The organism is Pseudomonas machongensis (genome assembly GCF_034961125.1).
GTDB lineage: Bacteria > Pseudomonadota > Gammaproteobacteria > Pseudomonadales > Pseudomonadaceae > Aquipseudomonas > Aquipseudomonas machongensis.
The window spans coordinates 535,481-561,560 of sequence record NZ_JAYFUI010000187.1 but is presented as its reverse complement, the minus strand read 5'-3'; the positions used below and the strand labels follow the sequence as shown (position 1 = coordinate 561,560).

The 26,080-nt window shown below is 64.9% G+C and carries 19 protein-coding genes; 8 read left to right on the top strand and 11 right to left on the bottom strand.

Annotated elements, in window-relative coordinates:
- Positions 1-44: 44 nt before the first annotated feature.
- Positions 45-383, top strand: coding sequence for a VOC family protein (locus VA602_RS21410; protein WP_323454263.1), 339 nt, complete (start codon positions 45-47; stop codon positions 381-383).
- A 338-nt stretch (positions 384-721) separates the two neighbouring features.
- Positions 722-2,308 carry an ABC-F family ATPase gene (locus tag VA602_RS21405; protein WP_054891347.1) on the top strand — a complete coding sequence of 529 codons (1,587 nt, stop codon included), beginning with the start codon at positions 722-724 and terminating at the stop codon, positions 2,306-2,308.
- A gap of 116 nt (positions 2,309-2,424) precedes the next feature.
- On the opposite strand, the gene VA602_RS21400 is transcribed toward VA602_RS21405, so the two are convergent.
- A complete protein-coding gene (locus VA602_RS21400) occupies positions 2,425-3,723 on the bottom strand; it encodes an ATP-binding protein (RefSeq protein WP_063544840.1) in 1,299 nt (432 codons plus the stop codon).
- A 6-nt stretch (positions 3,724-3,729) separates the two neighbouring features.
- Positions 3,730-4,431 carry a response regulator transcription factor gene (locus tag VA602_RS21395; protein WP_323454262.1) on the bottom strand — a complete coding sequence of 234 codons (702 nt, stop codon included), beginning with the start codon at positions 4,429-4,431 and terminating at the stop codon, positions 3,730-3,732.
- A gap of 260 nt (positions 4,432-4,691) precedes the next feature.
- On the opposite strand from VA602_RS21395, the gene VA602_RS21390 reads away from it, so the two are divergent.
- The 3 genes from VA602_RS21390 (at position 4,692) to mobA (ending at position 9,629) form a co-directional block, all read left to right on the top strand.
- Entirely contained in the window at positions 4,692-5,861 is a 1,170-nt protein-coding gene (locus tag VA602_RS21390; RefSeq protein WP_054891344.1) for an efflux RND transporter periplasmic adaptor subunit, read from the top strand.
- Positions 5,862-5,872: 11 nt separating this feature from the next.
- Positions 5,873-8,995, top strand: coding sequence for an efflux RND transporter permease subunit (locus VA602_RS21385; protein WP_323454261.1), 3,123 nt, complete (start codon positions 5,873-5,875; stop codon positions 8,993-8,995).
- Positions 8,996-9,056: 61 nt separating this feature from the next.
- Positions 9,057-9,629: a molybdenum cofactor guanylyltransferase MobA gene (gene mobA / locus VA602_RS21380; protein ID WP_323454260.1), complete on the top strand. Its 573-nt coding sequence runs from the start codon at positions 9,057-9,059 to the stop codon at positions 9,627-9,629.
- Here the strand turns inward: mobA and VA602_RS21375 are convergent.
- From VA602_RS21375 to peaA, 5 genes are all read right to left on the bottom strand, one after another.
- Complete coding sequence (locus VA602_RS21375; RefSeq protein ID WP_323454259.1) at positions 9,626-11,308, bottom strand: AMP-binding protein; 1,683 nt, start codon at positions 11,306-11,308, stop codon at positions 9,626-9,628. The two genes, mobA and VA602_RS21375, sit on opposite strands and share 4 nt — an antisense overlap.
- 137 nt (positions 11,309-11,445) lie before the next feature.
- Positions 11,446-12,573 (bottom strand): quinohemoprotein amine dehydrogenase subunit beta, encoded by a 1,128-nt coding sequence (gene peaD, locus VA602_RS21370; protein ID WP_323454258.1) that lies wholly within the window; start codon positions 12,571-12,573, stop codon positions 11,446-11,448.
- Positions 12,574-12,605: 32 nt separating this feature from the next.
- Positions 12,606-12,929 (bottom strand): quinohemoprotein amine dehydrogenase subunit gamma, encoded by a 324-nt coding sequence (qhpC, locus tag VA602_RS21365; protein ID WP_054891339.1) that lies wholly within the window; start codon positions 12,927-12,929, stop codon positions 12,606-12,608.
- 1 nt (position 12,930) lies between these two features.
- Positions 12,931-14,361, bottom strand: coding sequence for a quinohemoprotein amine dehydrogenase maturation protein (gene peaB / locus VA602_RS21360; RefSeq protein WP_197889663.1), 1,431 nt, complete (start codon positions 14,359-14,361; stop codon positions 12,931-12,933).
- A gap of 48 nt (positions 14,362-14,409) precedes the next feature.
- Positions 14,410-15,975: a quinohemoprotein amine dehydrogenase subunit alpha gene (gene peaA / locus VA602_RS21355; protein ID WP_323454257.1), complete on the bottom strand. Its 1,566-nt coding sequence runs from the start codon at positions 15,973-15,975 to the stop codon at positions 14,410-14,412.
- A gap of 483 nt (positions 15,976-16,458) precedes the next feature.
- On the opposite strand from peaA, the gene VA602_RS21350 reads away from it, so the two are divergent.
- On the top strand, positions 16,459-17,952 hold the full coding sequence (locus tag VA602_RS21350; RefSeq protein ID WP_323454256.1) for an aldehyde dehydrogenase family protein: 1,494 nt from the start codon (positions 16,459-16,461) through the stop codon (positions 17,950-17,952).
- 83 nt (positions 17,953-18,035) lie between these two features.
- Entirely contained in the window at positions 18,036-19,349 is a 1,314-nt protein-coding gene (locus VA602_RS21345; protein ID WP_323454255.1) for an alginate export family protein, read from the top strand.
- Between the two features lie 55 nt (positions 19,350-19,404).
- On the opposite strand, the gene qhpG is transcribed toward VA602_RS21345, so the two are convergent.
- The 4 genes from qhpG to VA602_RS21325 are packed head-to-tail and all read right to left on the bottom strand — an operon-like array spanning position 19,405 to position 25,013.
- On the bottom strand, positions 19,405-20,745 hold the full coding sequence (qhpG, locus tag VA602_RS21340; RefSeq protein ID WP_323454254.1) for a flavin-dependent monooxygenase QhpG: 1,341 nt from the start codon (positions 20,743-20,745) through the stop codon (positions 19,405-19,407).
- Positions 20,699-21,376, bottom strand: coding sequence for a subtilisin-like serine protease QhpE (gene qhpE / locus VA602_RS21335; RefSeq protein WP_323454253.1), 678 nt, complete (start codon positions 21,374-21,376; stop codon positions 20,699-20,701). Before qhpE ends, qhpG begins: the two co-directional genes overlap by 47 nt.
- Positions 21,366-23,099 carry an ABC transporter ATP-binding protein gene (locus VA602_RS21330; protein WP_323454252.1) on the bottom strand — a complete coding sequence of 578 codons (1,734 nt, stop codon included), beginning with the start codon at positions 23,097-23,099 and terminating at the stop codon, positions 21,366-21,368. The genes qhpE and VA602_RS21330 overlap by 11 nt, the downstream gene beginning before the upstream one ends.
- A gap of 3 nt (positions 23,100-23,102) precedes the next feature.
- Positions 23,103-25,013 (bottom strand): sigma-54-dependent Fis family transcriptional regulator, encoded by a 1,911-nt coding sequence (locus tag VA602_RS21325; protein ID WP_323454251.1) that lies wholly within the window; start codon positions 25,011-25,013, stop codon positions 23,103-23,105.
- Positions 25,014-25,297: 284 nt separating this feature from the next.
- Here VA602_RS21325 and alkB point away from each other — a divergent pair, with 284 nt between their 5' ends.
- The gene (alkB, locus tag VA602_RS21320; protein ID WP_323454250.1) at positions 25,298-25,942 is read left to right on the top strand and encodes a DNA oxidative demethylase AlkB; all 645 of its coding nucleotides are present in this window, start codon (positions 25,298-25,300) and stop codon (positions 25,940-25,942) included.
- Positions 25,943-26,080 lie beyond the last annotated feature (138 nt).

The following is a 26,080-nucleotide window of genomic DNA, read 5'->3' as shown; positions in this document are numbered from 1 at the left end:
CGCTACTATCAGCCACCCCCCTGTCCCGCCATCCGGAGAACACCATGCCGCTGAGCCCCCTGTTGCGTTGCAATGACCTGCAGAAAACCCGGGAGCATTATCGCGAGACCCTGGGTTTCGAGGTTGCTGATTCGCAGCAAGCGACACTGACCGTCCACCTCGACGACAACCGGATCGTGTTCACCGAGCAAGACCTGTGGGGCCATTCACCGCAATGCTCCGGCACGTTCTATTTCGTGATCGCCGATGTCGATGGCTACTTCGAACGCGTGCGTGAAAAAGCCGATATCGCCTGGCCACTCCAGGACATGCCCTACGGCTCGCGAGAGTTCGGCGTGCGTGACTGCAATGGCTACTTCCTGGCGTTCACCCAGGCGCGCTGAGGTCTCAGCCTTGCTTTGGCAGGCTATTTATCCGCCCCCCTGCAAAGTGGGCTGTAGATCGATCAACCAGGTGATACAATCCGCGCCCTCGAATCAGCGCATGAAGCGCTGAGCCTCCGTGAACATTGCCAGTACGCCTTGCGCGAGCCTCATACCGGCATCGCTGCCACCGGCCACGGCACTTGCATGTCGCCCGCGACACCACTCGAATGGACTGCCGCTCCTCCCAGGCCTCGGGTGAGCGGGAAAGCTGCCGCCTAGCGTCAAGCCGCTCTACAAGCGTTCAGGCATGACGAAAGGCCATACATACACCTCTGGAACTCCCGCAGGACAAGTACTTGATTTCTACAGCCAATATCACGATGCAGTTCGGCTCCAAGCCGCTCTTCGAGAACGTCTCGGTCAAATTCAACAACGGCAACCGCTACGGCCTGATCGGGGCCAACGGCTGCGGCAAGTCGACCTTCATGAAGATCCTCGGTGGCGACCTGGAGCCATCCGCCGGCCAGGTCATGCTCGAGCCCAACACCCGCCTGGGCAAGCTGCGCCAGGACCAGTTCGCCTACGAGCAGTTCAGCGTCATCGACACGGTGATCATGGGCCACGGCCAACTGTGGAAGGTCAAGGCCGAACGCGACCGTATCTACTCGCTGCCGGAAATGACCGAAGAAGACGGCATGGCCGTCGCCGAGCTTGAAACCGAATTCGCCGAGATGGACGGCTACACCGCCGAATCGCGCGCCGGTGAGCTGCTGCTGGGCCTGGGCATTCCGCTGGAGCAACACTTCGGGCCGATGAGCGAAGTGGCGCCTGGCTGGAAACTGCGTGTGCTGCTGGCACAGGCACTGTTCTCCGATCCGGACGTGCTGCTGCTCGACGAACCGACCAACCACCTGGACATCAACACTATCCGCTGGCTGGAAAACGTGCTCACCGCACGCAACAGCACCATGGTGATCATTTCCCACGACCGTCACTTCCTCAACAGCGTCTGCACCCACATGGCCGACCTGGACTACGGCGAGCTGCGCCTGTTCCCGGGCAACTATGACGAGTACATGACCGCCGCCACCCAGGCGCGCGAGCAGCTGCTGTCGGACAACGCCAAGAAGAAAGCCCAGATCGCCGAGCTGCAGACCTTCGTCAGCCGCTTCTCGGCCAACGCCTCCAAGGCCAAGCAGGCCACTTCGCGCGCCAAGCAGATCGACAAGATCCAGCTGGCCGAGGTCAAGCCGTCGAGCCGGGTCAGCCCGTTCATCCGCTTCGAGCAGACCAAGAAGCTGCACCGCCAGGCCGTGGTCGTGGAAAAGATGGCCAAGGCCTTCGACGACAAGGTGCTGTTCAAGAACTTCGACATTACCGTCGAAGCCGGCGAGCGCGTAGCGATCATCGGTCCCAACGGCATCGGCAAGACCACCTTGCTGCGCACCCTGGTCGGCGAGCTGCAGCCCGATGCAGGCTCGGTCAAGTGGACCGACAGCGCCGAGGTCGGCTACTACGCCCAGGACCACGCCCACGACTTCGAAGACGACGTCACCCTGTTCGACTGGATGGGCCAGTGGACCAGCGGCGAGCAGGTGATTCGCGGCACGCTGGGGCGCATGCTGTTCTCCAACGACGAGATCCTCAAGTCGGTGAAGGTGATCTCCGGGGGTGAACAGGGCCGCATGCTGTTCGGCAAGCTGACCCTGCAAAAGCCCAACGTGCTGGTGATGGACGAACCGACCAACCACCTGGACATGGAATCGATCGAAGCGCTGAACCTGGCGCTGGAGAACTATCCAGGCACCCTGCTGTTCGTCAGCCATGACCGTGAGTTCGTGTCGTCGCTGGCCACGCGGATCATCGAGCTGTCGGCCGATGGCGTGGTCGACTTCAGCGGCACCTATGACGACTACCTGCGTAGCCAGGGTGTGGTGATCTAAAGCGGCAAGCCTCATCGAGGCACCGTGCAATGCGGTGCCCGTGAGGCAGCGGGGGAATTGCGGTGAGAGCGGTTCCGCTGGTTACGGCCGGTCGCGGGACGATCCCTTACCTTTGATCATCCCGCCGGCAGACGAATCCTGAACTGCGCCCCACCCAATGACGACTGCGCCACGGTCAGCGTCCCGCCCTGCCCTTCGATCGCCCTGCGGCTGATCGCAAGCCCCAAGCCAAAACCACCGGTACTGCGGTCCCGGCTGCGGTCCAGGCGGTAGAACGGCTGGAAGATCCGCTCGCGCTCCTCAGGCGGAATACCGATCCCGTCATCCTCTACCGTCAGCAGGCAAGCGCCATCCGCCTCGAGCTTGAGTCGCAGCAGCAGGCTTTCGTCGCAATAGCGCATGGCATTGCGTACCAGGTTCTGCACCGCCCGCGCGGTCAAGCGAGGATCGAGCACGAAACGTGGCAGCCTGTCGTCAGCGCGCACCTCCCATCTGATCCCGCGACCATCGAGTTCTTCGGCAAAGCTGCCCAGCACACTGTCGACCAGCTCCAGCAACGACACCTCGACCCGCTCGCGGACCTGGTCGGCGTTCTCCAGGCGGCTGTACGACAGCAGCTCAAGCACCAGCTCGTCCAGCTCCCGCACATGCCCCACCAGTTCCAACAAACGCTTGCGGCTGGCCGGCGGCACTTCATCGAACAGCAGCACCAGGCCGAAGTCCAGGCGCGTCAGGGGGGTACGCAGCTCATGCGAGACCGCATTGAGCAGCTCGCGTTGCTGGTTGACCTGGCGCTCCAGGTCGCCTGCCATGGTGTCGAACACTCCGGCCAGCTCGCCGATGTTCGAGCGCGGCGAGATCTGCGTACGCTCCGCCATCTCCCCGCGCCCCAGGCGCCGCGCGGTTTCCTTGAGCCGTTCCAGGTCGCGCCAGTGCGGCCAGACCCACAGCAGCAGGCAACCCAGCATGGCGGCACCGATCAGTACCGTGACGCCCCACGACAACACGTTGATGTCGAGCGGATCCGGCGGCGAGTGCAGGCGCACCAGCCAGTCCTTGTCCAGCGGCGCCAGCACGGTTTCGTAATAGCCCCAGTCGGCGATGCGCACTGCATACAGCCCGTGCTCCAGCCTCGCCCGCTCCTGCGGCGCAAGGTCGGCGGCGTCCATGCGCAGCAGTTGCACCTGCAGGGGCGCGAAGGCCGAGGCCAGGTCCTGCTCCACCGAAGGCCATTGCTCGCGCGGGGCCTGATGGAACTGGCGGACGATCAACGACTGCACGCCCTTGGCCTGATCGAGGTTGTACGCCATGAAGCGTTCATGGAACGCCCCGACGATAGCGTCGGGGATCAGCAGCAAGGCACCGGCATAGGCGACGATGATCACCAGGTACAGGCGCACCAGGATCTTGAGCATGGCGCCTCAGTACTCCCACTCGACCCGGCTGAACAGATAGCCCTTGCCCCACACGGTCTTGATCTTGCGGGCTTCGCCGGCATTGTCGTCGAATTTGCGCCGCAGCTTGGAGATGGCCACGTCTACCGAACGGTCGGTACCGTTGAACTCGATGCCGCGCAGTTGCTGGAGGATGCGGTCGCGGCTGAGCACTTCACCGGCATTGCGTGCCAGCACCACCAGCAGGTTGTATTCGCCGCTGGACAGCTCCACCTCGCAGCCGCGCCAGCTCACGGTGCGCTCGGCCAGATTGATGCTCAGGCCACCGACCTGAATCAGCTCGCTATCGAGCCGTGGTTCGTTGACATTGCTACGGCGCAGCAAGGTGCGGACCCGGGCCAGCAGTACGCGGGGCTCGCATGGCTTGGTGACGTAGTCGTCGGCGCCCATTTCCAGGCCCAGTACATGGTCATGGCTGTCGTCACGGGCGGTCAGCATCAGGATTGGCAGGCTTTGCGACTCCTGGCGCAGCAGGCGGCACACCTGCAGGCCGTCAAGCCCGGGCAGCATCAGATCGAGCACCACCAGGTCGGGGCGCTGACGACGAAACTCGTCAAGCACATGATCGCCACGGGCGATGACCCGGACGTGGAAGTCGTTGCGCTGCAGGTAGCTGGCAATCAGTTCGGACAGCGCGCTGTCGTCTTCGACCAGAAGGATGTTTGGCATGTGGGTCGTCATGAACAAATAGGCTTGAGACCTTACCGTCGTCATTGCCGGACAAGCCCGCGCCTACAGAGGCTGCGAACACCTGTGGAAGCGGGCTTGTCCGGCGATGGGGCCAGTGCAGTCAGTTGCTCGCAGGATATAGAATCCTACGCTCCACACGGCACGAGCCTTACACTTTTTCACACACGGCCTACACAGCTTAACAGCCCATGCGCGAGCGCCTGCCTTAGCATAGGGGCGATCCTATCCGGAAGATCCGTATGTCCATTCCCTTCTCCAAGCGCCCTTTGGCGATTCTCGCCTTGCTCACACTGGCCCTGACCGGCTGCAACGACGCCCCCGAACAGGACGCGCAGGCACCCGCCCCCCAGGTGCGGGTCGAAACCGTACAGTTGCAAGCCATGGCGATCAGCACCGAACTCAGCGGGCGGATTCTCGCGCCACGCACCGCCGAAGTCCGCGCCCGGGTTGCCGGCGTGGTGCTCAAGCGGGTGTATCGCGAGGGCAGCGACGTCAAGCAGGGCGATGTGCTGTTCCTCATCGACCCGGCGCCGTTCAAGGCGGACCATGACAGTGCCCGCGCCGCGCTGGCCAAGGCCGAAGCCACCTTGTACCAGGCGCGTCTGCAGGAACAACGTTACCGCGAGCTGGTCGACGACAAGGCCGTGAGCCGCCAGGAATATGACAATGCCCGTGCCGCCTTCCTCCAGGCGGACGCCCAGGTTGCCGAAGCCCGGGCCGCACTCGAACGCGCGCGACTCAACCTGGGCTATGCCACGGTCACCGCACCGATCTCCGGACGGGTTGGCCGCGCGCTGGTCACCGAAGGGGCGCTAGTCGGACAGAACGAAACCACCGCGTTGGCCGTCATCCAGCAACTGGACCCGATCCACGCCGACGTCACCCAGTCGACCCGCGACCTCAACGCCCTGCGCCGCGCCATGCGCGCTGGCGAGCTGCAGCAGGTCGGCCAGGACCAGGCCCGCGCCACCCTGATTCAGGACGACGGCAGTGCCTATCCGCTGCCGGGCAAGCTGCTGTTCTCCGATATCAGCGTCGACCCGAGCACCAACCAGATCACCCTGCGCAGCGAATTCCCCAACCCTGACCTCGATCTGTTGCCCGGCAGCTACGTGCGTGTGCGCCTCGAACAGGCCCTGCAGCCCAAAGGCATCAGCGTGCCGCAGCGGGCGATCCTGCGTGACAGCGCAGGCGTGCCCAAGGTGTTGGTGGTCGACGCCCAGCAGCGCATCGAGGAACGCCAGGTGGTCCTGGGCAATGCCCAGGGCGACCGCTGGATCGTCAGCGAAGGCCTGGCCCCCGGCGAACGGGTGGTGATCGAGGGGCTGCAGCACGTCAAGGTCGGCGATCAGGTCCGGGTCGATGCCGACAAGGCCGCCAACCCCATCGTCCAGCGCAACGGCCAGTGAGGGCCTGATCCATGCCGCAATTCTTCATCGACCGCCCGATCTTCGCCTGGGTGGTTGCGTTGTTCATCCTGCTCGCCGGTGCCTTGGCCATCCCGCAATTGCCTGTGGCGCAGTACCCCGATGTCGCGCCGCCGCAAGTGGAGGTGTACGCCGTCTACCCCGGTGCCTCGGCGCAGACCATGGACGAAAGCGTGGTCAGCGTGATCGAGCAGGAACTCAATGGTGCGGACAACCTGCTGTACTTCGAGTCCCAGAGCAGCCTGGGCAGCGCGACCATCACCGCCACCTTCGAGCCGGGCACCATCCCTGACCTGGCCCAGGTCGATGTACAGAACCGCCTCAAGGTGGTCGAGTCGCGCCTGCCGCGGCCCGTCACGCAGCAAGGCCTGCAGGTGGAAAAAGTCTCCACCGGCTTTTTGCTGCTGGGCACCCTCACCTCCGAGGACGGCAGTTACGACGAGATCGCCCTCAGCGATCTGTTGGCGCGCAACGTGATGAACGAGATTCGCCGCCTCAAAGGCGTCGGCAAGGCACAGTTGTATGGTTCGGAGCGGGCCATGCGCATCTGGATCGACCCGGCGAAGCTGGTCGGCTTCAAGCTCACGCCCCAGGACGTCGCCGACGCCATCGCCGCGCAGAACGCCCAGGTTGCACCCGGCAGCATCGGAGACCTGCCCGCCCGTGCGACCCAGGAAATCACCGCCAACGTGGTGGTCAAGGGCCAACTGAGCACGCCAGAGGAGTTCGCGGCCATCGTGCTGCGGGCCAACCCGGATGGCTCGGTGGTCACCGTGGGTGACGTGGCGCGGGTCGAGATCGGTGCCCAGGAATACCAGTACGGCACACGCCTGAACGGCAAGCCCACCAGTGCCTTCAGCGTCAAGCTGTCGCCGGGGGCCAACGCCATGGAAACCGCGACCCTGGTACGCCAGAAGATGGATGAGCTGGCACGCTACTTCCCGACCGGCGTGAAGTACGACATCCCCTACGACACCTCGCCGTTCGTCAAGGTCTCGATCCAGCAGGTCATCAGCACGCTGTTCGAAGCCATGCTGCTGGTGTTTGCGGTGATGTTCCTGTTCCTGCAGAACATCCGCTACACGCTGATCCCTACGCTGGTGGTTCCGGTGGCGCTGATGGGCACCTTCGCGGTGATGCTGGCGTTGGGTTTCTCGATCAACGTGCTGACCCTGTTTGGCATGGTGCTGGCCATCGGCATCCTGGTGGACGACGCCATCGTCGTGGTGGAGAACGTCGAACGGATCATGGCCGAGGAAGGCCTGTCGCCGAAGGCCGCGACACGCAAGGCCATGGGCCAGATCAGCGGTGCCATCGTCGGCATCACGCTGGTGCTGGTGGCAGTGTTCCTGCCGATGGCCTTCATGAAAGGCTCGGTGGGCGTCATCTACCAGCAGTTCTCGCTGTCGATGGCGGTGTCGATCCTGTTCTCGGCCTTCCTCGCCCTGAGCCTCACCCCGGCACTGTGCGCCACCCTGCTCAAGCCAGTGGCCAAGGGCGAGCATCACGCACGCAAGGGCTTCTTCGGCTGGTTCAACCGCCGCTTCGAGGGCATGAGCAATGGTTACCAGCGCTGGGTCGCCCACGCCTTGGCACGTAGCGGGCGCTACCTGTTGCTCTACGGGCTGCTGGTGGCGGTGCTGGCCTATGGCTTCAGCCAGTTGCCCAGCGCTTTCCTGCCGACCGAAGACCAAGGCTACACCATCACCGATATCCAGCTTCCGCCAGGCGCCAGTCGCATGCGTACCGAGCAGGTGGCGGCGCAGATCGAGGCGCACAATGCCGCAGAACCCGGGGTGGGTAACACCACGCTGATTCTCGGTTTCAGCTTCTCAGGCAGCGGGCAGAACGCCGCGCTGGCGTTCACCACGCTGAAGGACTGGTCAGAACGCGGCGCCGACGACAGCGCACAATCGATCGCCGACCGTGCCACCATGGCCTTCGCCGCGCTCAAGGATGCCGTGGCCTATGCCGTGCTGCCGCCGCCAGTCGATGGCCTGGGCGAGTCCACGGGTTTCGAGTTCCGCCTGCAGGATCGCGGCGGCCTGGGTCATGCCGGGCTGATGGCCGCCCGCGACGAACTGCTGGCCAACGCACGCACGAGCAAGGTGCTGACCAACGTGCGCGAGGCATCGTTGGCCGAAAGCCCGCAGGTGCAACTGGAAATCGACCGACGCCAGGCCAACGCCCTCGGGGTTTCCTTTGCCGACATCGGCGCCGTGCTCAACACCGCGGTGGGCTCGAACTATGTCAACGACTTCCCCAACCTGGGCCGCATGCAGCGCGTGGTGGTGCAGGCCGAGGGTGACCAGCGCAGCCAGGTCGAGGACTTGTTGAAGATCCACGTGCGCAACAGCAGCGGCAAGATGGTGCCACTGGGGGCATTCGTCCAGGCCCGCTGGCTCAGCGGCCCGGTGCAACTGACCCGCTACAACGGCTACCCGGCAGTGTCTATTTCCGGGGAACCGGCAAGCGGCTACAGCTCCGGCGAGGCGATGGCGGAAATCCAGCGCCTGGTCGATCGACTGCCGACCGGCAGCGCACTGGAATGGACCGGTCTGTCGTTGCAGGAGCGTCTTTCGGGTAGCCAGGCGCCCTTGCTACTGGCCCTGTCGCTGCTGGTGGTGTTCCTGTGCCTGGCAGCGCTCTACGAGAGTTGGTCGATCCCTACCGCAGTGTTGCTGGTGGTTCCGCTGGGTGTGCTCGGCGCCGTGCTTGCGGTAACCCTGCGCGGCATGCCCAATGACGTGTTCTTCAAGGTCGGCCTGATCACCTTGATTGGCCTGTCGGCAAAGAACGCGATCCTGATCATCGAATTCGCCAAGAGCCTGGTGGATCAGGGGGTCGACGCTGCGGATGCGGCGATGCAGGCCGCCCGCCTGCGCCTGCGCCCGATCGTCATGACATCGTTGGCGTTCATCCTCGGCGTCGTGCCGCTGGCCATCGCACGCGGCGCAAGCTCAGCCAGCCAGCAGGCGATCGGCACCGGCGTGATCGGCGGGATGCTCAGCGCGACACTGGCGGTGGTGTTCGTACCGGTGTTCTTCGTGGTGGTGATGCGGCTCGCCGGCAAGCGCCGCGCTGAACCGGATCATGCAGTACCCCACGACGCCTGACTGGACAAGCCAGGCGTTGAATGAGAGGGTTCCGGGCATCGACTGCCCGGGACCCTTTTTCATGCCTGCCGCCCTGCCCCCCTGCTCCATCCTCATCCTCGCCGGTGGCCGTGGCCAGCGCATGGGCGGGCGCGACAAGGGCCTGCTGCAATGGCGCGGCGAACCGCTGGTCGCACACATCCATCGGGTGGTGCGGGGGCTGAGCGACGACCTGGTGATTTCCTGCAACCGCAACCGGGACGCCTATGCCGCCTATGCCGACCAATGTGTGGGCGATGCCGAGGCGGATTATCCCGGGCCACTGGCCGGCGTCATTGCCGGGCTCAAGGTGGCCAGACACCCGTGGGTGGTGGTGCTGGCCTGCGATTCGCCGCGGGTCGACCAGGCGCTGATCGATGCGCTGCGCGGGTTGGCTGCCCGCCGTGACAGCGCTGCGATGGTACGCCAGGGAGGGTATTGGCAGCCGATGTTCAGCGTCTTGCCGACGCGCTTGTTGCCAGGGCTGGAACAGGCCTGGCAGGCCGGTGAGCGCAGCCTGCAGCGGGCCTTGTCGCGTGAATCGCTGGAGGGGCTGGAATGTGCCGTCGACGATGAGCGGCTCAGCAACTTCAACAGCCCGGAGTGGTTACGCTAGCCGGCTGACACCCCACCCAGTTCTTCGACACTGATCTCACGCATCCGAAACTTCTGCACCTTGCCGGTCACCGTCATCGGAAACTCGTCGACGAAACGGAAATGCCGCGGCACCTTGAAGTGCGCGATGCGCGCCTTGGCCCATTCGCGCAACGCCTCGGCACTGGCGCTGTGCCCCGGATGCAATCGCACCCAGGCGACGATCTCCTCGCCGTACTTGCTGCACGGAATGCCGATCACCTGCACGTCGGCCACCGCCGGGTGGGTGAAGAAGAACTCCTCCAGCTCACGCGGATAGATGTTCTCCCCGCCGCGAATGATCATGTCCTTGCTCCGCCCGACGATACGCACGAACCCGGCCTCGTCCATCTGCGCCAGGTCGCCGGTGTGCATCCAACCCTCCCCGTCGATACTCTCGGCGGTGGCCGTCGGGTTGTTCCAGTAGCCGAGCATGACGCTGTAGCCACGCGTGCACAGCTCGCCGATCTCGCCGCGTGGCAGGGTGTTGCCCTCGGCGTCGATGACCTTGCTCTCCAGGCGCGGCTGGGTACGGCCCACGCTGGTCACGCGCACTTCCAGTTCGTCCTCCGGGCCGGTCTGCAACGACACCGGGCTGGTCTCGGTCATGCCATAGGCGATCTGTATCTCGGCCATGTGCATCTCGTCGATCACCCTTCGCATCACTTCGATCGGGCAGGTGGCGCCAGCCATGATCCCCGTGCGCAGGCTGGAGAGGTCGAATTCGCTGCGACGCGGGTGGTCCAGTTCGGCAATGAACATGGTCGGTACGCCATACAGCGCAGTGGCGCGTTCCTCGGCCACGGCTTGCAGGGTGAGCAAGGGGTCGAAGGCATCGTTGGGGTAGATCAGCGTGCTGCCATGGGTCATGCAGCCGAGGTTGGCCATGACCATGCCGAAGCAGTGGTAGAGCGGCACCGGCACCACCAGGCGGTCATGCTCGGTCAGGCGCAGGCTCTCGCCGACCATGTACCCGTTGTTGAGGATATTGTGGTGGCTGAGCGTCGCGCCCTTGGGGAAGCCGGTGGTGCCGGAGGTGTACTGGATATTGATCGGCTCGCACGGGCGCAGGCTCGCCTGACGGCGGCCCAGCGCCTCGACACTGACCTCACCGGCGCGAGCCTGCAGGTCGTACCAGGCGAGAAAGCCTGGCGGTGGCTTTAACGCCAGACTGATCACCCCGCGCAGCTCCGGCAGGCGCTCGCAGTGCACAGCCCCGGGCTTGCAGGCCGACAATCCGGGCACCAGGTCGCAGAGCATGGCGTGATAGTCGCTGGTCTTGAACGCATCTGCGCAGATCACCCAGCGGCAGCCAGACTGGCTCAGGGCGTAGTCCAGCTCACTGCTGCGGTAGGCCGGGTTGATGTTGACCAGGATCGCACCGATCTTGGCGCTGGCGAACTGGGTGATGCACCACTCGGCGCAGTTGGGAGCCCAGATGCCCAGGCGATCGCCCGCTTGCACGCCGAGCGCCATCAGCGCGCGGGCATGCTGTTCAACGGCATCGGCCAGCTGGCGCCAGGTGTAGCGCCGTTGCTGGTGACGCACCACCAGGGCCTCGCGGTCGGGGAAGCGGGCCACGGTGGCGTCGAAGGCGTCACCGATGCAGTGGTCGAGCAAGGGCTTGTCCGGGTTGCCCTGGGTGTGACTGGGGTGGGTCATAGAGGGGCCTGATAATTATTGTGTTGTTTAGGCGGGCCCTATCGCGGGGCAAGCCCGCTCCCACAGTTAACCCTCTGCCTAAAGTGGGTAGCTGTGGGAGCGGGCTTGCCCGCGATAGGGCCGTCACAGACGACCGATTACCTGACAAACACCTGCGGCGTGGTGGTCGACATGTCCCCCCCCGGCAGCTTGATGTTCTTCACCTTCTCCAGCGTGTTCGGGTCGAACACCGCCAGGTCGTTGAAGGTGCCGCCCAGGTAGAGCTTGTCGCCCGCCTTGTCGAAGGTCACGCAGTAGTAGGTATGGTCCAGGTTCGCCGCCTTGACCAGCTTGCGCTGCTTGATGTCGTAGCGAGCCAGGCGGTTGAGCACACCATAGATCTGGTTCGGATCCTTGGGCGAGCGCAGCCCGGTGAAGTACAGCTCGGTCAGATCGGCGAACTCCTGGGTGTGGGTCTTGCCGGTCTTGAGGTCCACGCTCAGGTAGCCGTACAGCAGCTCGGCGGTTGCCGGATCCTGTTTTTCATCCTTGAACCTGGCGATGGTATATAGCATCGAGAACTCGTGGCGCGGGCTCTGGTGCGGCCAGAAGTACAGCACGTCGGGCGCGCTGTAGCCCTTGCGGTTCCAGTTGCGCAGCGGCAGCGCCACTTCGTACTTGCCGGTCTTGACGTCCATCTTGTAGATATCCGGCCCGGCGACGAACAGGCTGCCATCGTCGGCGGCACGCATCAGGTAGACCTGGCGCGGCATGGGGAAGGTGCGCACCGGCTTGGCCCCTACCCCGTCGGCTGTGCTGAACACCTCCAGGCGTGGCGGCTTGACCACGTAGTGGTCGTTCAATCGCTGGGTCGGATTGACCGTGGCATAGACCTCCTTGCCGTCGGGGCTGATGGCGAAGGAGTACATCGACTTGCCCACCTCGCCCGGCACACTCGACAGGTTGGCGTGGAAGGTGGTCTTGCAGGTGTCCAGGTCGATGCCATAGATATCGGCATAGTGATTGTTGAGGATGTAGGCGGTGCGGTTGTCCGGCGCCATCATCGCCGTGCCCGGGCCGAAGGCGTCCGGCAGGCGACAGCTCTTGAACAGCGTATCGCTGGCCACATCCACCACGTGCAGGTTGTTCGGGTAGTTGGTGGCGATCAAGTACTCATGGCCAGGCTTGAGGGCCGGCCCGGCGTCGCCGTCAGTGGCGTGCACGGCCAGTGTAGCGGCGCAGGTGGCGACGCACAGCGCCAGTTGCGCGCAGAATCCAGGTTTCATGCGGTTTCCCCTTGTCGTTCTTGTCGGGCCGGTCACTTGTCTTTCGGGAATACGGTGCCGAGGTTGCGCCAATCGTCCTGCGAATTGCTCGCCTGGGCGTTCCAATCCTGGTAGGTGCTCATCATGTCGGGCACCTGGGCCGGCCACCAGCAAGGGTCGGAGCAGCCGTACAGGTCAGCCTCCATGGGTTGGCACAACGAGCTGACGCCACCAAAGGCGTCCACTTCCCAGCCTGGGTCGGTGGTGGCGGTACAACCGGCCACCGCGCTCATGGCCATGACTTCTTCGACGCGGTCTTCGGCGGCAGCCTGTTCAAGAATGCGCGCCTTGTTGTTCAGGGGCTTCAAGTGCTTCATGTCAGTGCGCCTTGCGAGGAGTGATGTAGCGATCGATGAAGGCCGGATTGGCGGCCATGATGCGGCTGTAGACCTCGATGCCGAAGTCGACCCAGTCGCGCATCAGTTCGCAGTAGTGGTAGGTCGGGTGCTGCGGGTCGCCGTAGCGCGCATAGCTCTCGTGATAGCAGCCACCGGAGCACAGGTTGCGAATGCGGCAGCTGTCGCATCCGGTGCCGCTGCGGTCCAGGCGCTGGGACAGGAAATCGTTGAGCTCGACCTGTTTGACCGCCGTGTGCACGTTGCCGAAGGTCGGCAGGCTGGAGCCGGTGAAACGGTGGCACAGGTTCAGCTCACCCTCGTGGTCGACCGCCAGCATTTTCAGGCCGGCGCCGCAGGGCAGCGCCTTCTTGTGCCCCTCGTGGATGTCGGTGATCAGTTGGTGCAGGTTGGAGAAACCGATGTTGCGGTGCTGCAACGCCGCCTCCAGGTACTGGCGACCCAACGCCTTCATGTTGGCGAACACCTGCACCAGCTCTTCGCCAGTGAGGTTGAAGTCGGCCATGTCGCCCGATGTCACCGGGGCGAAGCCCACTTCGGCAAAGCCCAGCTCGTTGAACAAGTGGTTCCAGATGGTCTCGACATCGGTGATGCCCCGGGTAAGGGTCACCCTGGCGCCGACCGGGCGGCTGTCATAGCGCGACAGCAGCATGTCGGCCTTGCGCCGCACCACATCGTAGGTGCCCTGCCCGCCCACGGTGATGCGATTGCGGTCGTGCACGGTCTTCGGCCCGTCGATGCTCACCGACAGCCCGAATCGATGGGCATTGAGCCAATCGACGATCTCCTCGGTGAGCAGCGTGGCGTTGGTGGTCATGATGAACTCCACCTGCTTGCCGGCCTCGGCGAAACGTCGCTCGCAATAGCCGACCATGTGCTCGATCAGCGGCCGGTTGGACAGCGGCTCGCCGCCGAAGAACACCACGCTGTAGCGGGTTTCGTCGGGGGACTCCTTGAGCAGCATCTCCACCGAAGCCTCGGCGGTGGCGGCGCTCATCTTGCGCCCTGCCGAAGGTTTGTCGAGGTCTTCCTTGTAGCAATAGGTACAACTCAGGTTGCAGCCCGTGTTGACGTTGAGCACCACCGTATTGAGTGCGGTGCGCTCGACCTGCTTGAGGGCGATTTCCGGGGTCAGCGGCGAACCGTCGCTGACCAGCTCCAGGGCAATCAGCTCGCGCAGGGTTTCCTGGATATCGTCGCCCGCGAACTGCTCGCCGAGGCGCTGCATCAGCTCTTCGGCCGAGCAGCCCTGCTGGCGCAGGGTGTCGATGATGCCGCCAGTCACCGCGTCGGCGGTGAACAGCGAACTGCTGGGGATATGGAACAGCATGCGGTCGGCATCGACCTGCACTTCATGCAGATTGCGTTCGACCAGATTCAGTAGTGCGCCCATGGTGATCTCCCGATAATCGATCCGTTGGAAAAACCGTGCCTGCTGCCCTTATGGCAGCGGCGGGTTGTTCCAGCGCTGGACGGTGACGATCATGTGGCCTTCACCCGTCTGCCCGCCGTCAGCCAGCGTGGCGATGACTTTCAGGTTGCCGGCGTTGTTGGTCATCATCTTGCGCGCCGGGTTCGGACCGGCACCGCCGGGTACGAACACGCCGTCGGCCTGCATCTGCCCGGCGAACTTGACGTCTTCGTCCTCGACGGCGCGCTCGTTGAACGGCTCGACCCTCCAGGTGGCTGGCAGATAACCAATGCGCAACGGTTGGCCATTGTCGTCCTTGCCCCAGGCCTCGGCCTCGAAGCGCCCCTGGACCTTGGGTACCGAAGCACCGTTCTCGCCGATGCGGGCAATGGAGAACGCCGGCACCACCTTGACCTCCTCGACCTTGTCGTAGACCGCAAGATTCACGCCCTTGAGCGTGCCCAGCGTCACCTCGCGCTGGCCAGGTGCGGCATCGGCTGCGGCGCGGGCCTTGAGCCGAACCAGGGTTGGGGTCTGCTCCAGAATCTCGGTCACCTGCACACCGGCACCCAGCTCGGGCTTGCCGGACAAGCCGTTGCCCACCAAGGTGATCTCGCGCTCGTCCCCGGCCTTGATGAAGGCCGGCTGCACCGCCAGCAGGCGAGCCTTGCCCTCCTTCGCTGCGGTGAAATCGAGGCCGCGCTCGTCGTGCTCGGCCTCGAACATGCGCCCTTTCATCTCGCCATCGAGGGCCGCGAAGACCTGGCGCATCGTGCTGTCGCCGATCTTCACGTTACCGCGCCACTCATAGCCGTTGTAGAGGATCGCCGAGCCGCTGCCGTTGAACGGCGTGCCGTCGGCGTACTGCCCCTTGACCTCGACCTTGAAACTGTCGCCCTGGTCGGCACTGACCGTCATCACGCCCCGGACATCGCCTTTGGCAAGCATATGACCACTGAACGCCCACTGCCCCGGCAACGCGTCAGCCTGGGGCTTGGCCTTCTGCCACGCGCTCCAGGCGGGGCTATCGAGCGGGAAGCGCTTGGCCAGGTCCGGCACCACCTGCTTGAGTGCGATTTCCAGCCAGTCACGGTCACGTGCCTGGGCCTGGTATTCGAGGGACGGCCACTGGCCAAGGTGGAAGTTGACCAGGTGTTCCCATTCCTGCGCAGGGCGCCGCTGCAATGCGACACGGGCACCGGAATGGCAGCGGCCGCAGGTTTCGGCCAGTTGCGTATCGAAGTGTTCGACGGTATTGAGCCGGCGTTCCATGGCATAGCGCACGCCATCAGTCTCGCTCGGCGCCAGGCCCTGCTTGTCGGCCAGGTACTTGACCAGGGTGCGGCGCTCGTCGTCGCTGATCTGCAGGCCGTGCATCACCTGCATGCGGGCGATGCTCATCAACCAGCCTTCAGGGGTCTTGCGCTGGTGGCTGATACGACTGTAGGCATCGTTGCCCTCGGGGATGTGGCACCCCATGCACTTGTTCTGCAAAATCGCCGGGCCCGGTTCGGCCGCCATGGCCTGGGCGCTCAGCAGGGCGGCGGCGACCAGCGCCAATGTGCCTGCCTGCTGCCGGAGTCGAGTCGTCTTCAAGATCAGACCTCCACGGTGTTGTTCTTATCGTTATCGCACGCTTGGGTACCGCCGGTGCATGTGACGGTGGCAATACAGAAAGCGTGCCAGGTGTTTGAAAGTGGCGTTTTTTCAGTGACTTGAGCTGCTTTGAGCGGTCTGCCCCGGTCAGTGGCGGCGGGTCGGAACGTCCCAATTCGCGACAGGTTGTTTCAGGTTGAGACAGGGGGTATCGGTGGTGGTCTTTTCGCGGGCAAGCCCGCTCCCACTGGTTGGTGCAGGATTCAATACCTGTTGGAGTGGGCTTGCCCGCGAAAAGGCCAGCGCGGTCTACCTGTTTCACCACCGTCTCACACCGTCTCAATGTGCAACAGCACAGCGCCGCAACCCACCCTATGCGTCAGAACAAAAATTAGCCTGATCAACGAGTTAAGCCCGCCAACCCACCTTGGCACGGCCATTGCGCCGCCCTTGCCACACTCCAATGACAAGAGGCACCGCCCCATGCTTTCCGACCTGCCCATCCTGCCCGATACCCAGGCGTTCCTCGCGCGCAAGCTGAAGATGCGCATCGGCGCCGACTGGCAGGACGCTGCCAGTGGCCGCACCTTGAGCTTCCGCAACCCGGCCACCGGCGAGATACTCGGCGAGGTTCCCTCGGCCGACAGCGAGGACGTCGACCGTGCCGTGCGCGCAGCCCGCCAGGCCTTCGACGACTCGCCCTGGAGCCGGATGCGCCCTCGCGAACGGCAGAACCTGCTGTGGCGCCTGGCCGACCTGATGGCCCGTGATGCCCGCGAACTGGCCGAGCTCGAATGCCTGAACAACGGCAAGAGCGCCAACGTCGCCCAGGTCATGGACGTGCAACTGGCCATCGACTTCCTGCGCTACATGGCCGGCTGGGCCACCAAGATCGAGGGCAGCACCGTCGAAGCGTCGATGCCGCTGATGCCCGACGAGCAGTTCCACGGCTTCATCCGCCGCGAAGCAGTAGGCGTAGTCGGTGCGATCGTCGCCTGGAACTTCCCGCTGCTGCTGGCCTGCTGGAAACTCGGTCCGGCGCTGGCCACCGGCTGCACCATGGTGCTCAAGCCTGCCGACGAAACCCCACTGACGGCGCTCAAGCTCGCCGAGTTGGTCGATGAAGCCGGTTATCCGGCTGGCGTGTTCAACGTGGTCACAGGCACCGGGCTCAACGCTGGCGCCGCCCTCAGCCGCCATCCGGGCGTGGACAAGCTCACCTTCACCGGCTCCACCGAAGTCGGCAAGCTGATCGGCAAGGCCGCGATGGACAACATGACCCGCGTCACCCTGGAGCTGGGCGGCAAGTCGCCGACCATCGTCATGCCCGACGCCAACCTGCAGGAAGCCGCCGCCGGCGCGGCCACGGCGATCTTCTTCAACCAGGGGCAGGTGTGCTGTGCAGGGTCGCGCCTGTATGTGCACCGCAAGCATTTCGACAATGTGGTAGCCGACATCGCCGGCATCGCCAACGGCATGAAACTCGGTAGCGGCCTGGACCCGGCGGTGCAGATGGGGCCGCTGATTTCCGCCAAGCAGCAGGATCGGGTCAGCAGCTACATCGCCTTGGGCCGCGAGCTCGGCGCGACCATCGCCTGCGGCGGTGAGCGCTACGGGCCGGGCTACTTCGTCAAGCCGACCGTGATCGTCGATGTCGACCAGCGCCATCGCCTGGTCCAGGAAGAAATCTTCGGCCCGGTGTTGGTGGCGATGCCCTTCGACGATATCGACGAGGTCGTGCGCATGGCCAATGACAACCCTTCCGGGCTGGGCGCGAGCATCTGGTCGAACGACCTGGGCGCCGTGCACCGCATGATTCCGCGCATCAAGTCCGGTTCGGTCTGGGTCAACTGCCACAGTGCGCTGGACCCGGCCCTGCCTTTCGGTGGCTACAAACAGTCGGGCGTCGGCCGGGAGATGGGTGCCGCGGCGATCGACTACTACACCGAGCTCAAGTCGGTACTGATCAAGCTCTGAACCTGAGCTGCCCCGGCCTCTTCGCAGCTTTGCCGGCAGAGAGGCCGACTTCCTGAAAACAACAAGAAAACATGGAGCACACCATGAGGCATCCGCTCGTCTGCGCACTGGCCCTTCTGCTGGCCACTCCCCTCACCCAGGCCCACGAGCTCTACAACCAGGATGGCACTGTCCTCAACGCCAACCTCGAGGCCTTGTTCGGCATCTTTCACAGTGACGAAAGCTTCAACCAGGCCGGCAACCGCTCGCCTGGCAGCAGCAACTGGCGCGAGGGCTACGTCAAATATGGCCTGAGCGCGAGCCAGACCTTGGCCGACACCGGCTCACTGTACGGCGCCTTCAGCCTGCTCAGCTCCGCCACCTGGGGTGACGGCGATGCCGCGGGCCTGACTCTTGGGGACGAACGCCGCACGGCCGTCGAGGATGCTTATCTTGGCTGGCGCTCGGGCACGCTGTTCCCGCTGCTGGGTGACGACGGCATCGATATTTCCGGCGGCCGCCAGGTGGTCACTTTGGGGGACGGCTTCCTGATCCAGGGCGATCCCGTCAACCTCGGCAAGGTCGACCTGGGTGCCAATTTCAATCGCGGCGGCGCCTACTACCTGGCGGCGCGCAAGGCCTTCGACCGCACCGCCGTGCTGCGCCTGGGCGGCAGCCAGGGTTGGCGTGGCGACCTGATGTGGCTCAAGTCCGATAACCACTATCAAGCCGACAGTTCCATGGCTGTCGCCAACCTGGAGCACGTCGGCGACGCGGGTACCGTTGGCCTGAGCTGGATTCACGGTCTGGATGTGGACCGTCGCTATGCCCAGATCATGGGCCTGGAGCACCGCGATGGCATGGACACCGTCAGTCTGCGCGGGCGCGGCAGCCTTGGCGTCCAGGACCTGGAAGTCGCGGGCGAATATGTCACCCAGGACCAACGAGGCACCCGTGAGAACGCCTGGTACCTGGAAGGCAGCTGGACCTTCTCGCAGCTGCCATGGACACCCACCGCCACCTATCGCTACAGCCGCTTCTCCAAGGACTTCGACCCATTGTTCTACGGGCTCAGCCGGGGTTACGGGACCTGGTTCCAGGGTGAAGTCGCCGCCAACTATGCCGGCCCGTTCAACACCAACACCCAGGTCCATCATGTGGGCTTGAAGGCCAAGCCGCGCGACAACCTGACCCTTGGCGCGCTGTACTTCGATTTCGACACGCTGGACACCGACCAGGGCAATGTCGGCGGGCGGGAACTGGACCTGTATGTGGAATGGATGGTCAACGATCACCTGCTGGTCAGCCCGGTGCTGGGTTTCTACAAGCCTGAGCGCAATGCCGACAATGGCGGCATGCAGCTGGGTAGTCGGGATACCGGGACCTATCTGCAACTGGTGATCGGGACTTTCTTCTGAGCCTTCGCCAAGCGTCGTGCAGGCGCTTGATTACTCGCAAAAGTATACGCGGCCCTCAGCGATAACCCTGCTCCAGCAACCAGCGCCGCACCATGGCGTGTGCCTGTTCAGGCTTGTCTGCCAGCGCCTCGACCAGACCCGAACCCGCCTGCAGGGCCCGCACAACCGGCGCCAGTTCGATGCCCTGCAGGTGCCATACCCCCAGCGGCTGGTCGGCCGTCACCACCACCTCGGCCTCGTCCACCCAGCCTTCGCGCAACACTGGCCTGCGTTCAACTCGAACCGCCTGCCAGTTTGCGGCCTGGTGCATGCCCTGGTCATCAGGCCATCTCTGGCGCGGTACCCAGAACCCCGCGTCGGCATGTCTTTGTTCCAGTCGATAGAAATCCCGCCCTGTGCGGGCAAAACGCAGGAACAACTGCTCGACCCGTTGCTGGTGGAAGCGTTGCGCCAACGCCGACCGCTCCGGTCGCCTCAACAAGGTGTTGATCACCACCGGCGCCTGCAAGGCCGACGACAGTGACTGGAAGATCCCGTTGCCCGACAAAGGATCGACGGCCATCGCCGCATCGCCCACACGCAGCCAGTCCGCGCCGGCACACTCGCCGGCAAGAATCGCCGTGCTGCTGCGTGCATGCACCTGAGCGGGCTCCAACGCCTGGGCATCGAACAACTGCGCAACCCCTGCCGACTGCCGCCGCCGGGTCGCGCAATACTCAGCCAGGGCGGCCTTGCCCGGCAGCGAGGCCGCGCTGGCATCGAGGGTGATCTGCCAGTAGCAACGCCCGTCTGCCAGGCGCGCCATCCATGCCCAGCCATCGTCGAGGCTTTCCACTGCAGAAGCTGGCGTGCCGCCTGCTGTCGATTGCCAGAGGTTGAGCAGGCTGACGGTTTCCGGGCCACGCAGGCGGCTGGCAGGCAGGGGCGCCTGGCGACCACGGGCTTCGACCAGAAAATCGCCGTGCAGCACCTGGCCGTCGTCGAGCTGCGCCTGGTATCGCCCGTTCTGCGTCAGCTCGCGGACACGCCCGTGAATGACATTCACCCCGGCGCACAGCAGATCCTCGCGCAGCGCTCGATCGAAGCGCGCACGATCGAGCAGAAATTCCTGATTCATCTGCATCCGTTCGCCGTTCCATTGCACCTGGCGCGCGGCAGCAACCGTCGCCACCCCCAACGCCAGGCCAAGCCCTGCGTGGCGCAGGCCGTCCAGCACCCGCTGCGATACCCCTTCGACGGCATCGAAACGGCGCCAGTCCGACACCAGCGTGACCGCATAGCCCATGCGCCGCAGGCCTATGGCGGTTGCGGCCCCGGCAGGGCCTGCACCAAGCACGAGGATCTGCGGGTCACGGCTCATCGACACCTCGACGCTCAGGCCCGACGAAAGCCGCATGCGCCTGCAGCCAGGCACGTAGCTGTGCAGGTTGCAGCTCGGGATGCTCGCGTAACAGTGCGCACATTCGCCCGGTCAAGGCCGCGCACGCCAGGCTGGCCCCTGCCTGGGCATTCCCCCCCACCGGCGCGCCGAAGTCGGCCTGCGCCGTGCCCAGCCATGACCACTGGCCTGCGCGGCAACGGGCGTCGCCCGTGATGCGCAGCACGTTCGGGTAGCTGGCCGGATACACCGCAGCGCCACGGGCTGGGCTGGCCGCGCACAACACGACGCCGGCAGCCTGGGCGGCGGCGCAGGCCTGGCGCAGCACAGCACGGTCCTGCTGCAGCCCCAGGCTCAGATTGACCAGAGTGGCGCCCTGCTCCACCAGCCACAGCAATGCTGCAGCCACCTGCAAGGCGCTGGTCCGCCCTTGGTCGCTGAACACCTGGGCTACCAGCACCGGTACATCACCGGCCCCCTCGCGCAGGCACTCCAGGACCGCACGTCCATGGCCAAGGGCATCAGGCTGCGCCTCGCCCTCCTGGAGCAGTCCCTCTTGCAGCCAGAAGCGCCGTGCGGCCACCACCGTCGGCATTTGCGACAACGTGCAGCCGCTATCGATCACCCCCAAACGCAGTTCAGTGGCCATGATCGACACGTACCTGCTGCAGAATCCGCAGTTGGCCGTCCTGCAGCTGCAGATGCAGGTCTGCATCGGCCAGGGTCGACGGCCTGTGGCTGATGAGAATGCGCGTGCGCCCGGCAAACAGCTGGTCGATAGCGGCAATCACCTCGCGCTCGGTCGCCTCGTCCACGGCCGAAGTCGCTTCGTCCAGTACCAGGATCGCCGGATCCTGTAGCAAGGCGCGGGCGATGGCGATACGTTGTTTCTGCCCGCCGGACAGCTGCTGGCCGCGCTCGCCGAGGGCGCCATCGAGCCCCATCGGCAGGCTGTGCACCAGGCCCTCCAGGCGGGTCAGGCGCACCACCTGCTCCAGTGCGCTGCGGCTGGCGTCAGGTGTGCTGTAGGCGAGGTTCTGAGCCAGGGTGCCACGAAACAGTACGATGTCCTGGCTGACCACCGCGATGCGACGGCGCAGTGCAGCCAGGTCGAGTTGGCGCAGGTCGACACCGTCGAGCAGGATACGCCCACGATCCGGGTCGTAAAAACGCTGCAGCAGGTCGATCAGGGTCGACTTGCCCACCCCCGAGGCTCCGCTGATAGCCACCTTCAGCCCAGCCGCGACGATGATATCGACCTGATCGAGCACCGCCCCTTGGCGGCCATCATGGGCGAAGCCAACGCCTTCCAGGCGCAACTCACCCGGCCCGTCGGGCATCGGCGTGGGCACCTGTGGCTCGCTGACCGCCACCGGTTCGCGCTTGAGCTCCATGACCCGGCCCAGGCTCACCGCCATCCGCTGCACCGCGACATACAGGCCAAGCAAGCTCTGCACCGGCCCCACCGCCATGCCCAGGTAGGTCGAGAAGGCGATCAGCGCACCCAGTTGCCATGTGCCCTGGATTACCCACCAGCCGCCTACCAGAAAGGCACAGGCGCGACACCATGAAGTCAGGGTGCCGGGCACGGCCTGGGTGAAGAATTCGGTGATCTGTACCTTGAGCAGTTGCTTCATGTAGCCCTGCCCCAGCTGATCCAGGCGCCCCGCTTCACGCCCCTGCTGCCCGGCGGCCTGGATGAACTTCATCGCGGGCAGCGTCTCGACCAGGAACGACGACACGTCTGCCGAACGCTCACGCAGGCTGCGCACTTCGCGTTCGACCTTGCGCCGCATCCAACGCAACCAGAGCACTTCGATCGGTACGAGCAAGGCCAGCAACAACGACAGTCGCCACGACAACATCAGCATCAAGGCCACCGCGCCAAGCAGGCCGATGACGCTGGAGACGGCCGCGAACAGCGAATCCACGGCAAAGCGCTGGATCTCGGCCACATCACCGTCCAGGCGCGAAAGGATATCGCCCGTACGGCGTCGCCCATAGAACGTCGGCGACAGTTGCTGCAAGTGTCGATAGAGGTCGTCGCGCAAGGCGAACAGGATGCGCCCCGACAAGCGCGTATGCAGGTAGCGGTTGACCCCCGACAGCACGGTACCCAGCACCCCGGCACCGATCATCAACGCCGCCATGTGCCAGAGCGTCTGGTAATCGCGTGCCAGCAGGCCCTCGTCGATCAGCGTCTTGACCAGCCAGGGCTGGGCCAGGGCCAGCAGCGAAGCGACCAGCGACAACCCCAGCAGCACGGCGATGGCCCGGCGCTGGGGCCGCACGAAACCGTACAGCCAGGCCAGGGCCTGGCGCATGAGCACGGGGTCGCCAGACTCGATCAGGCGCGAGAACACTCCGCCCATGGTCTATCCGCGCAACTGCTTGAGCTTGCGGTACAGCGTCGCGCGACTGATGCCCAGCGCCTCGGCGGCGGCCGATACATTGCCCTGGTGGCGCGCCAGGGCGCCCCGAATCAATTCCAGTTCATTCTCGCGCAGGCTACCGGCAGCAGGCGTACCACTGGACAACTCGTCGAGCAGGCAATCGGTCAGGTGATCGAGCCCGAGCACCTGCTCACCCGTCTCGCGCATGGCCAGCGCGGTGCGCAATACCATCTCCAGTTGGCGGATATTGCCCGGCCAGTCGAAGCCTTCAAGCAGGGAGGTCAATGCCGGATCCAGGGTGACGCCGCGGGCGCCGAGCTTGTCCAGCACCCCGTCGATCAGGGCGCCGAGGTCATCACGCTCGCGCAGGGCCGGCAGGCGCAGGGACACGCCGTTGACCCGGTAGTACAGGTCCTCGCGAAAGTGCTGTTCGGCTACCTGCCGCTTGAGATCACGGTGCGTGGCGCAGATGATCGCCACGTCGATGTCCTGCTCCTCGCCGGCCCCCAGCGGTGCCACACGGCGCTCCTGCAGCACGCGCAGCAGCCGGGCCTGCAGGGCCAGTGGCATGTCGCCGATTTCGTCGAGAAACAAGGTACCGCCATGGGCCTGCATCAGCCGACCGACCATGCCGCCGCGGCGCGAGCCGGTAAACGCGCCGTCGCGGTAGCCGAACAGCTCGGACTCGATCAGCCCTTCGGGAATCGCTGCGCAGTTGACTGCAACGAACGGTTTGTCCGCGCGCGGGCTGGCTTGGTGCAGGGCACGCGCCACCACTTCCTTGCCTGTCCCGGTTTCGCCCAGCAGCAGCACCGGCAGCCCGTTGACCAGGCCCTGGCGAGCCATGCGCAAACCCCGCGCCAGACGGCTGTCGCCACCGCCCAGTGCATCGAGCGCCGACCACTTGACCGCCGCAACAGGCTTTGTCGCGACGGTCGCGCCCAGGTTGCCATGGCGCGGCAGTTGCAGCACCCGAACGAAGAATTCCCCTTTGGCGGTCTGCACACTGCTCATCCCGCCCTGCAACAGGCGGTTGAGAAAGGCCGGCGAACGCTCGCCGAGCAAGTCGCTGCAACGTCGGCCGATCAAGCCAGGGCGCGGCAGCCCGAGCAACTGGCAGGCATTTTCGTTGGCCGCCATCACCTCACCATCAAGGCTCAGGGCCAGTAGCCCATGCCAGGCACTGCCCAGGTACTGCGGGCGACTGTGGAACGCCAGCATCAACTGCTCGGGGTGGTACAGGCCGAACAGCCGACTCTCGATGTTGCCGGCGGCAAGCATCAGGGTCGAAAGGCTGTCCTGCGGCTGGCTCATCACCCCTTCGCGGGTGATGTCGAGCACGCCGATCACTTCGCCGCGTGGATCGCGCAGGGGCACGGAGGTGCAGGAGAACGGGCTGAGGCGATCGAGGTAGTGTTCACCGCAGTTGATCAGGGTGGGCCGCCCTTCGACCACGGCGGTGCCGATGGCATTGGTGCCGCGCAGCGCCTCGCTCCAGCAACTGCCGGGGTGCAGGTCGCGCAGGCCATTGCGATTGAGCACATGGGTCTGCCCTTCGATGGCCAGCACATTGGCCTGGGCATCGCCGAGAATGATGATTCCGCCCTTGCCCTGGCGCTCGACCAGGTAGTCGAGTTCGGGGGTGACGGCGTCAATCAGCGTGCGGTTGAGCTCGAGCAGGGTCTGCAGGTTCTGGCCGTGCTCGACGCCAAGGCCGACCTGTTCGCCTTGCAGGCAGTCCAGGCCATGGCCGTGGCTGCGGCGCCATGAGGCATCGATCTCTTCGCGCAGCATGCCGGAAGGCAGCTCGCCCTCGTTGGCCAGGTGCAGGCGGACCTGGCGGGATTGCTGCATCGGGTCGTGGGCGTCTGTTATGGGTGATTGTCGCGCCATCGTTTACTCCAGCTGTACCCCGGAACTCTGCGCAGTGTGCGTCAGCCTGACGCATACGTAAAGCGGGCTGCGGCTGTGGGTGGCGCAGGCTGTGCCGGTGTCTGCGGGCAAGCCCGCTCGCACGACGAAAGCGCCCGGCCACCGCGTCTTTTTCGATCCGCGGGTGCACAGGGTCGCTTGCTCGGCCCGACCGAACCTGCGCTCAGGGCGCCCTCCGACCATTTGCCATGGGCTGGACGAATCAACAGCGTTACAATCCAGGCTTACCCACGCCAGTGCCCGCCATGATCCAGTCAGACCTCGACCTCTTCGGTTCTCAGCCGCAATCGCTGGCCAGCCAGGTCATGCTGCTGCCAGGCTTTGCCCTGCCCGAGGTCGAAGTCCTGCTCGATGCCCTGCGCCCAGTGTTGCGCGCGGCACCCTTTCGACACATGCAGACGCCCGGCGGGCTGCACATGGCCGTCGCGCTGAGCAATTGCGGCAGCCTGGGCTGGGTCAGCGACGCGCGTGGCTACCGCTACAGCCCGCTGGATCCGCTGAGCGGCAAGCCCTGGCCGGCGCTGCCCGAGGTGCTGTTGACACTGGCTGCGCGAGCCGCCTCCCAAGCTGGCTTCGAGGGGTTCGTGCCGGATGCGTGCCTGGTCAACCACTACCTGCCCGGTACACGTTTGAGCCTCCACCAGGATCGCAACGAGCAGGATTTCAGCCAGCCTATCGTGTCGATCTCGCTGGGGCTGCCCGCCGTATTTCTGCTCGGCGGCATGCAACGCAGCGACCGGCCGCAGCATGTGCCGCTCAGTCATGGCGATGTCATGGTATGGGGTGGCGAGGATCGCTTGCGCTTCCATGGCGTGCTGCCGATCAAGCCGGGCAAGCATGAGCGGATGGGGGAACGACGGATCAATCTGACGCTGCGCAAGGCAGGTTGAGTGGCCGTACCGAATGCAGATTCGGCACGATCACCCCTAGGCTCTGTACGAAAAGCCTTGATACTCGGTGATGCTGCGTTGAAAACAGCCTGGTGCGCCAGCCCGGTCGGAATGCTCATTTACAACCCGTAAAGTCGA